Source organism: Nocardia sp. NPDC003999 (genome assembly GCF_053604885.1).
The window spans coordinates 147,553-156,092 of sequence record NZ_JBSGIB010000017.1; the positions used below are offsets into that span (position 1 = coordinate 147,553).

At 69.4% G+C, this 8,540-nt stretch carries 8 protein-coding genes and 1 pseudogene; 2 read left to right on the forward strand and 7 right to left on the reverse strand.

Annotation, left to right across the window (positions count from 1 at the left end; all coding sequences use genetic code 11):
- The first annotated feature begins 2 nt into the window (after window positions 1-2).
- Entirely contained in the window at window positions 3-350 is a 348-nt protein-coding gene (locus tag ACWESM_RS27650; protein WP_379255535.1) for a DoxX family protein, read from the forward strand.
- Window positions 351-363: 13 nt separating this feature from the next.
- On the opposite strand, the gene ACWESM_RS27655 is transcribed toward ACWESM_RS27650, so the two are convergent.
- The 7 genes from ACWESM_RS27655 to ACWESM_RS27685 all read right to left on the reverse strand — a co-directional run bounded on the left by ACWESM_RS27655 (window position 364) and on the right by ACWESM_RS27685 (window position 7,681).
- The gene (locus ACWESM_RS27655; protein WP_364438111.1) at window positions 364-1,950 is read right to left on the reverse strand and encodes a GMC family oxidoreductase; all 1,587 of its coding nucleotides are present in this window, start codon (window positions 1,948-1,950) and stop codon (window positions 364-366) included.
- A gap of 105 nt (window positions 1,951-2,055) precedes the next feature.
- The gene (locus tag ACWESM_RS27660; RefSeq protein ID WP_039797950.1) at window positions 2,056-2,634 is read right to left on the reverse strand and encodes a TetR/AcrR family transcriptional regulator; all 579 of its coding nucleotides are present in this window, start codon (window positions 2,632-2,634) and stop codon (window positions 2,056-2,058) included.
- A 33-nt stretch (window positions 2,635-2,667) separates the two neighbouring features.
- On the reverse strand, window positions 2,668-4,137 hold the full coding sequence (locus ACWESM_RS27665; RefSeq protein ID WP_356968123.1) for an FAD-dependent oxidoreductase: 1,470 nt from the start codon (window positions 4,135-4,137) through the stop codon (window positions 2,668-2,670).
- Between the two features lie 14 nt (window positions 4,138-4,151).
- Entirely contained in the window at window positions 4,152-4,556 is a 405-nt protein-coding gene (locus tag ACWESM_RS27670; RefSeq protein ID WP_355078353.1) for a carboxymuconolactone decarboxylase family protein, read from the reverse strand.
- The gene (locus ACWESM_RS27675) at window positions 4,553-5,431 is read right to left on the reverse strand and encodes an NAD(P)-dependent oxidoreductase (RefSeq protein ID WP_364438116.1); all 879 of its coding nucleotides are present in this window, start codon (window positions 5,429-5,431) and stop codon (window positions 4,553-4,555) included. The genes ACWESM_RS27670 and ACWESM_RS27675 overlap by 4 nt, the downstream gene beginning before the upstream one ends.
- Window positions 5,428-6,180 (reverse strand): SDR family oxidoreductase, encoded by a 753-nt coding sequence (locus tag ACWESM_RS27680; protein ID WP_356968119.1) that lies wholly within the window; start codon window positions 6,178-6,180, stop codon window positions 5,428-5,430. Before ACWESM_RS27680 ends, ACWESM_RS27675 begins: the two co-directional genes overlap by 4 nt.
- Window positions 6,181-6,214: 34 nt before the next feature.
- Complete coding sequence (locus tag ACWESM_RS27685; protein WP_452494208.1) at window positions 6,215-7,681, reverse strand: aldehyde dehydrogenase; 1,467 nt, start codon at window positions 7,679-7,681, stop codon at window positions 6,215-6,217.
- A 297-nt stretch (window positions 7,682-7,978) separates the two neighbouring features.
- On the opposite strand from ACWESM_RS27685, the pseudogene ACWESM_RS27690 reads away from it, so the two are divergent.
- Window positions 7,979-8,540: pseudogene (locus ACWESM_RS27690) on the forward strand (cytochrome P450); the annotation flags it as partial.

Below are 8,540 nucleotides of genomic sequence, written 5' to 3' on the forward strand. Positions count from 1 at the left end.
CCATGGACATCGCCTACGTCGTCGCCACGGTGCTCGCGGCCGCGGCCGCCTTGCTCGCGGCCGGCATCGATGTGGTCCGCGCCGAGTGGGTGCGGACGAACATGCGCGCCTACGGAATCCCGGATTCGTGGCTGACGCCCCTGGCCGTGGTCAAGGCGCTCGGCGGGGCCGGACTGCTGGCCGGTCCGGCGTTTCCGCCGATCGGTGCGGCCGCGGCGGCCGGGTTGGTGCTCTACTTCGTGGGCGCGGTGCTGACCGTGGTCCGGGCGCGGCACTACACACACATCGGATACCCGCTGCCGTATCTCCTGCTGGCCGCCGCCTCGCTCGGACTGTTCGTCGCGTCGTAGGCGAGAGGACCCCCTACCCGGCGAGGATGAACGAAGCCGCCTGCTCGCCGATGAACACCGCCGGTGCGTGCGTGTGCCCGCGGATGATGAGCGGCATCACCGAGGCGTCGGCGACCCGAAGCCCTTGTACGCCGCGCACTTCCAGCCGTGGGGTGACGACGCTGGCGGTGTCGGTGCCCATGCGGCAGGTGCCGACCGGGTGGTAGAGCGTGTGCGCGTACGAGTTGAGGGTCAGCTCGAGCACGGCTTCCGGTTCCGCCGGCGCCTGCGGCGGGTAGATCAGCGGGCCGAGGACCGCTTTCATCGACGGCTCCGCGGCGATGGCTGCGCACACACGCAGCCCGGCCATGATGGCGGCGCGATCCGCGCCCGCGGAGTCGGACAGGTAGCGCGGATCGATCAGGGGCTTGGCGGACGGGTCCGCGTCGGACAAGGCGATCCGGCCTCGGCTCTGCGGGCGCAGCAGCACCGTCGCCAGGATCACGCCGTGTTCGGTCGGGTCCTGCAGTCCCTCGTAGTAGAACGGCGCGGGCGCGAAGACCAGTTCCAGATCGGGGAACTCCAGATCCGTCCTACTGCGGATGAACCCGTACGCCTCGCCGACGTTCGAGGTGAGCATGCCGCGATGCCGGATGAAGTAGTCCAGCAGTTGGCGCGGCTTCTCCGCGTCGAACAGCGAATCCCCCGCGACGCCGTAGCCGATGCCCGCGACCAAGTGGTCCTGCAGATTCGCGCCCACCTCCGGCGCGTGGTGACGCACCTCGATGCCGTGGCGGGCCAGTTCGTCGCGGTCGCCGATACCGGAGAGCATCAGCAGTTGCGGGCTGTTGATCGCGCCGCCGCACAGCACGACCTCGCGCCGCGCGGTCACCGTGTGCGTGACACCGCCCTGGCGGTACTCGACGCCGACGGCGCGCGTGCCGTCGAACAGCACTCGGGTGGCGAGCGCTTCGCTGCGGATCGTGAGGTTCGGACGACGCAAGGCGGGCCGCAGATAAGCGTCCGCGGTACTCCACCGACGGCCCCCGCGCTGGGTGACCATGGTCTCGGTGAACCCGTCCGGCTGCGGCCGGTTGGGCGGCTCCACCTGGTAGCCCGCCTCCTGGACCGCGGCCAGGTAGGCGGCGGTGAGGCCGCGCGGGCTGCGCTGGCGGGAGACGTACAGCGGACCTTCGGTGCCCTCGTCGGGATACTGGGCGTTCTCCACGCGTTCGATGCGCCGGAACTGTTCGACGGCCGCCGCGAAGCCCCACTCCGCACCCGCCAGCAGCGCCCACTCGTCGTAGTCGGCGCGGAAGCCGCGCACCCACATCATGGCGTTCATCGACGACGAGCCGCCGAACATCTTGCCGCGCGGCCAGTAGATCTCGCGGTTCTTCAGCTCCGGCTGCGGCTGCGTGAGGTAGTCCCAGTCCACCTCGGAGCGGAACAGTTTCGCGAACCCGGCGGGGATGTGCGCGAATTTGTTCTTGTCCGGCGGGCCAGCCTCGAGCAGCGCCACCGTGGTGCCCGGATCGGCGCTGAGCCGATTGGCCACCACCGCGCCCGCCGATCCCGAACCGACGACGACGTAGTCCGCGGAAAGCTCACCAGATTGCACTTTTCCCACTCCGATCTGCACCGACTACGGCAAAGATACGAGCAAGCACGCGCCGTGCGGCCCGGTTTCGGGTAACCGGCTCGAAGTCGTCCGGCATTGTCCGCGCTACCGCAGGATCAACAGCGCGGAGGCCTCGATCCGGTCGGCGATCTCGGAGTACGACCCGTAGCCCATGCCCGCGCGCACCAGCGCGCCCGCGTAGAGCAATTCCAGCGACTCGACCACGTCCGGGTCCGGGTCCGGACCGAGGGCGCGGATGATGCGCTTGCGGATCTCGGCGCCGATGCGTCCGCGCAGATGCTCGACGTCGGGATCGCGGCCGAGCAGCGCGCTGGTGACCGCGCCGGAGAGCTCCTGCTCGTCGGCCACCAGCATCGCGATGTTCCGCAGTTCGGCGACCACCCGGACGGTCGGGTCCGGGTCCTCGCTGACCGGCGACGGCGAGGCGACCAGCCGCCGCCAGAAGATCTCGGCGACCAGATGCTCCTTCGACGAGAAGTAGGTGTACGCCGTGGCCGTCCCGACCCCGGCGGCCGCGGCGACCATCCGGATGGTCATGCCCGCGAACCCTTCGCGCGCAAGCACTTCCACCGCCGAGCGGGTCAGCTTGTCCACGGTGTCGGCTTGTTTGCCGGAGAGCCTGCGGCGAGTCGCCTCGAGAATGACGGAATCGGGTTCGGACATGTGTCTGGATCCTACTAGGCGGATTGGAACGGTTCAGTTCTTGGCCGCCGCGATACCGGCCCGGCGTCCGTAGAAGCTGCCGTCGCCCAGCGACGCGCCGCTGACGTAACCGCCCGCGCACAGGCCGGAGGTGCACCGGCCCGCCGCGAACAGCCCCTGGATCGGCTCCCCGGAGACGTGCAGCACCCGCGAATCGAGGTCGGTACGCAGTCCGCCGAGGGTGAAACCGGCCGTGAAACCGCGCATGTCGAACGCCGCCACCGATCCGCGCAGCGGGCGCAGCCATTCCGGCTTCTTGCCCAGCAACGGGTCCGCGCCGTTGGCGGCGTGCAGGTTGTAGCACTCCACCGTGGCCTGCAACGCCTGGCCGGGCAGGCCCATCTCGGCTTCCAGCTCGGCGATGGTTTCCGCCACCCAGGTCGGGGGCTGGCGGAAGAACGGCGTCGAGGTCTCGGTGGTCAGCGCCTCCTCGTAGGACGCCTCGTCGATCACCAGGTACGCCTGATTGTCCTGCTGGATCAGCGTCGCCTGGCCGATCCGGCCGGGATAGGTGTCCTCCTGGATGTAGCGCTGGCCGCGCCCGTTGACCAGGATGCCGCGCGCCAGCAACTGCGGGTCACCGAAGAAGGCCACCTCGGTCGCGTCCATGTGCGCCAGCTGCGCGCCGAGCGCCTGCGCCAGCCGGATGCCGATGCCGTCGTGTTCCTCGATCGCCGCGGCGGGCCTGCCGATCAGTCGCGGCGCGTAGCCTTCGATCATCTCCTTGTGATAGGCGAAGCTGCCGGTGGCCAGCACGACGCCGCGTTCGGCACGGATGGCGACCGGCTTGCCGTAGCGGCGGGCGAGCACGCCGACCACGCGATCGTCGTCGTCGACGATCAGCCGCGCGATCCGCATGTCGTACTCCGCGCGCACGCCCAGTGCTTCCGCGGTGTCGGCCAGCGGTTTCATGAGCATCCAGCCGCCGCCCTTCTCCCCGGTGCGCTTGTCGGCCATCTGCGGAACATGGCCGCGCGGAGCGGGTTTCGCGATCGCGTTGAAGGGCGCGGCGTTCTCGCCGCCGGAGTACATCAGCCCCTCGTCGTGCGGCGGCTCCCATCCCGGCTCGCCCCAGAACGCCTCGCGGAACGGCACGCCGCAGGACACCAGCCAGTTGAAGTGCTCGACGCTGCCGCGGGTGTAGTCGGCGATCTTCGCCTTGTCCACGCCGGGCCCCAGCGCCGCGAGCAGGAAGGCCTCCATGTTCTCGGGGGTGTCCTCGAAACCGAGGGCCTGTTGCAGCGGTGTGCCGCCGCCGAGGTAGATGAATCCGCCCGCCAGGGCGGCGGCGCCACCCCAGCCGCCGGTGCGCTCCAGGACCAGCACGTCCGCGCCGGCGCGGGCGGCCTCGATGGCGGCGCAGACGCCCGCGATGCCGTATCCGGCGATGACGACGTCGGCGCGATGGTCCCAGTTCTCGACTCGGCTGGCGCGCAGGGGGCGGATGGTGGTGGCGTCGGACATGGTCAACGAATCCTTCACTGCTCGGCGGGCGCGGACTGCGCGCGGGCGGCCTTCTTCTGCTGCGCCACAATCGTGCCCACCAGGATGTCGAGTTTGGTGCCGTTCGGCCAACCTACGTAGTGACACAGGAACACCGCGATCTCGTGCAGCTGGTCTTCGGTGAGTTCGCCGTTGCGCAGCGCGGCCCCGACCTGGATGCCGGCGGTGTCGATCGCGCCCTGCGCCGCCAGCGCGCCGAGCAGCAGCAGCCTGCGGTCGCGGATGGTGAGCCCGGGCCGCGACCAGATGTCGGCGAAGAGGTGGTCGGCGGTGACGGCGAAGTGGGCGCCGGGGTATTCCTGGAATTCCGTGCCGTAGACCTCGGCCATCTTGGCCAACCCGCGCTGCCGCGCGGAGTCGCCGGAACCGTTGTCGCTCATGAGGATTGCCTTTCCGATACGGAGGTGCCGGTCCCGACGCCGAGGCCGGGGCCGAGCCGGTCGAGTGCGAGTTCGGCCAGCGGCAGCGCGGTGCCGAGCCGTTCGCCCAACTCCAGGGCGAGACCGAGGTCCTTCTCCCCGAGGTCGCGCACGTGCCGCAGGATCGGCAACCAGAAGTCGCCGTCCTGGATCGGGGCGGTGGTGTCGCGCAGCATGATGGCGCCGGGCCCTCCGGTGACCGCGTCGGAGTGCCGTACCACCTTGCCGAGCGCGGTGAGGTCGAGACCGGCCGCCTCGGCCAGCCGTTGCGCCTCGGTGGCCGCGGTGAAGGAGACGAAGTGCAACAGGTTGCGCGCCAACTTCATGCGCGTGCCCGCGCCGACCGGCCCGGCGTGCACGATCAGGTCGGCGAAGCAGCCGAACGGTTCGCGCACCTGCTCGAACGCCGCCGCGCTGCCGCCGACCATGACCGCGAGCGCGCCGCGGGTCGCGCCGGGTGCGCCGCCGCTGATCGGCGCGTCCACCAGTTCGACGCCGCGCTCGCCGCAGACCGCGCCGAGTTCCTCGGCGGTGCGGTCGCTGATCGTGGAGTGCACGGCGACCACGGTGCCAGGTGCGGCGGTCCGCAGCAGGCCCTCGGGTCCGGTGATCACCTCGCGCACCTGGGCGTCGTTCACCACGGTGATCGAGATGACGGTGGCCTGTCGGGCCAGCTCGGCCGCCGAGGCGACGGAGTCCGCTCCGGCCGCGAGAAACGGCTCGACCGCCTCGGGCCGCATATCGCACACCGTCAGCCCGCCCGGCCACTCCAGCAGGCGCTCGGCCATCGGCGCACCCATGTTGCCGAGGCCGAGGAATCCGATGCGGGCGCTCATGATCGCACGATCTGTCCGCCGTCGACGTTGAAAATCTGCCCGGTGACCCAGCTCGCCTCGTCCGACAGCAGGTACAGGCAGGCGCCGACGAGATCCTGCGGAGTGCCCATCCGCTTGAGCGGCAGGCGTTTGACGATGTCGTCGACGATCACGTCCGGGGTGACCGACCTGGTGGCGTCGGTATCGATCGGACCCGGCGCGATGGCGTTGACGCGGATGTTCGACCCGCCCAGCTCGAAGGCCAATTGCTGGGTCAGGCCGTTGACGCCGGTTTTGGCCAGCCCGTAGAAGCTGGAATACAGCCACGCGGCGGTGGAGGACTGGTTGACGATCGATCCGCTGCGGCGTTTGGACATGTGCGGCCAGACGGCGCGGGTCATGACGAGCGCGCCGTCCATGTTCACGCTCATGAACTTCTTGTAGTAGTCCCACGGCACGGTCAGCAGCAGGTTCAGCTTCATCTCGCCGTAGATGGCGGCGTTGTTCACCAGATGGTCGATGGCGCCGAATTCGGCGACGGTGAAATCGGCGAGCGCGGTGGCGGATTCGGGATCGGACACGTCGAGGAGTCCGAACACCGCGGTGCCGCCGTCGGCGACGATCTTCTCGACCACCGCCGCGCCGCCTTCGGCGTTCTTGTCGGCGACGACGACGTTCGCGCCTTCGGCGGCCAGCGCCTGCGCGTAGGCGGCGCCGATGCCCTGCGCGGCGCCGGTGACGATGGCGGATCTTCCCGTGAAACGGGCCATGGACTTCAGCTCCTCTGTAGTTGTCCCGCGACGGTCAGGCCGCGGTGGCGATGACTTTCGTCTCGAGGTACTCCTCGAAACCGGCGATGCCCATCTCGCGGCCGAGGCCGGATTGCTTGTAGCCGCCGAACGGGACGTCGGCGGTGTACCAGATGCCGCCGTTGACGCTCAGCGTCCCGGTCCGCACGCCTTCGGTGACGCGCCGGATGCGTTCGGGGTCGTTGCCCCACACCGAACCGGACAGGCCGTAGGGGGAGTCGTTGGCGATACGGACGGCGTCCTCGTCGCCGTCGTGCGGGATGATCACCAGCACCGGGCCGAAGATCTCCTCGCGGGCGACGGTCGAGCTGTTGGGGACGTCCGCGATCAACGTCGGTTCGACGAAGAAGCCGCGCTCCCGGTCCGGCCGCCCGCCGCCCACCACGATCCGGCCGCCTTCGGCGCGCGCGATGTCGAGGTAGCGTTCCACCCTGGCGCGCTGCCGCTCGGAGATCAGCGGCCCGCAGACCGTGCGCGGGTCGGCGGGATCGCCCGGCTCGATCCCGCCGAGCGTGGCCGCGGCCGCCTGCACCGCTCGGTCGTAGGCGGCGCGTGGCACCAGCAGCCGGGTGGACAGCGCACACCCCTGTCCCGCATGCACGCACACCGAGAACGCCGCCACCGAGCAGGCCGCCGCGATGTCGGCGTCGTCGAGCACGATGAACGCCGACTTGCCGCCCAGTTCGAGGAACGCCTTCTTCAATGTCGTCGCGGCGCCGGTCATCACGGCGCGGCCGGTGGCCGTCGACCCGGTGAAGCTGATCATGTCGACGCGCGGATCCGCGGTGAGCCGGGCGCCGAGCGTGTGGTCCGCGGAGGTCACGATGTTCACCACACCGGCCGGGATGTCGGTCTCCTCGGCGATGATGGCGCCGACCGCCGCCGCGCACCACGGGGTGTCCGGAGCGGGTTTGAGCACGACGGTGTTCCCCGCGGCGAGCGCCGGGCCGAGTTTGGCGAAGTTGATCTGGTGCGGGAAGTTCCAGGGCGTGATCGCCCCGACCACACCGATCGGTTCGCGGCGCAGTACTCGGCGCGTCTTTATGCCCATGGGCGCGGCCACACCCAGATCGGTTTCCCAGGCGTAGGTCTCGGGGAGCCCGGCCGCGTAACCGAGGTCGGCGACCGGGCCTTCCAGTTGCGGGCCGCTCGTGAGCATCCGCGGTGCGCCGACCTCGGCGATCGTGATCTCGCGCAGTTCTTCGACATGGGATTCCAGCGCGGTGCGCAACTGCGCGAGACAGCGCGCCCGGAAGGCGTGATCGCGCGACCAGTCCGTCTCGTCGAACGCGGTGCGCGCGGCGTCGACGGCCGCGTCGAGGTCGGCCGCGTTCGCGTCGGCGGCGAGGCCGAGGACCTCCTCGGTCGCGGGGTTCACCGTCGCGAAGACACCGTCGGCGCCCTCGACCAGCTTGCCGCCGATCAGCAGGCGGGACCCGTCGGCGGGCAGAAGGCTGCTCATGGATTACTCCGATACTGTCTGGACACGTGTACGGAATATAGTCTTGGAACGTGATCGGTGGCAATAACAGGTTCTAACTCTGCCATTCTCCCCGAGATCCGGGTGTCAGGTGATCCGGCCTGTATCGACTCCCGCCGGTGTTTCGCTCCGAAGCGGAGAAATGAGCTCTGATCGGATGATTGTCGAGATCGAGTGCGCGGTGGTAGTGTCCAGACACATGTCCAGCTATCTGTCTTCGCTCGGCCCGGCATGCGGTGCCGCGTTGCGGAACTTGTTATCGAATTCGGAGTGTGGGCGATGACGGCTGTGGTGGGGCCGCTGGTGTTCGACCCGTATGACTACGGGTTTCATGAGGATCCGTATCCGGTGTATCGGCGGCTGCGGGAGGAGGCGCCGCTGTATCACAATCCGGATCTGGGGTTTTGGGCGTTGTCGCGGCATCCGGATGTGGTGGGGGCGTTTCGTGACAGTGTGCGGTTGTCGAGTGCGAACGGGGTGTCGCTGGATCCGGCGGCGTGGGGTCGGCACGCGCATCGGACCATGTCGTTTCTGGCGATGGACGATCCGCGGCATCTGCGGATGCGGCGGTTGGTGTTCAAGGGGTTCACGCCGAAACGTGTCGCGCAGATGGAGGACCGGATCCGGGAGTTGACGCTGTCGTATCTGGAGCCCGCGTTGTCCGGTGCCGTCGGTTTCGACTGGATCGAGGAGGTCGCGGGCAAGTTGCCGATGGATGTGATCTCCGAGCTGATGGGGGTGCCGGTGGTGGATCGGGTGGAGATTCGCCGGTTGGCGGATCTGGTGGTGCACCGTGAGGACGGTGTGCTGGATATCCCGATGGCGGCTGTCGAGGCTTCGA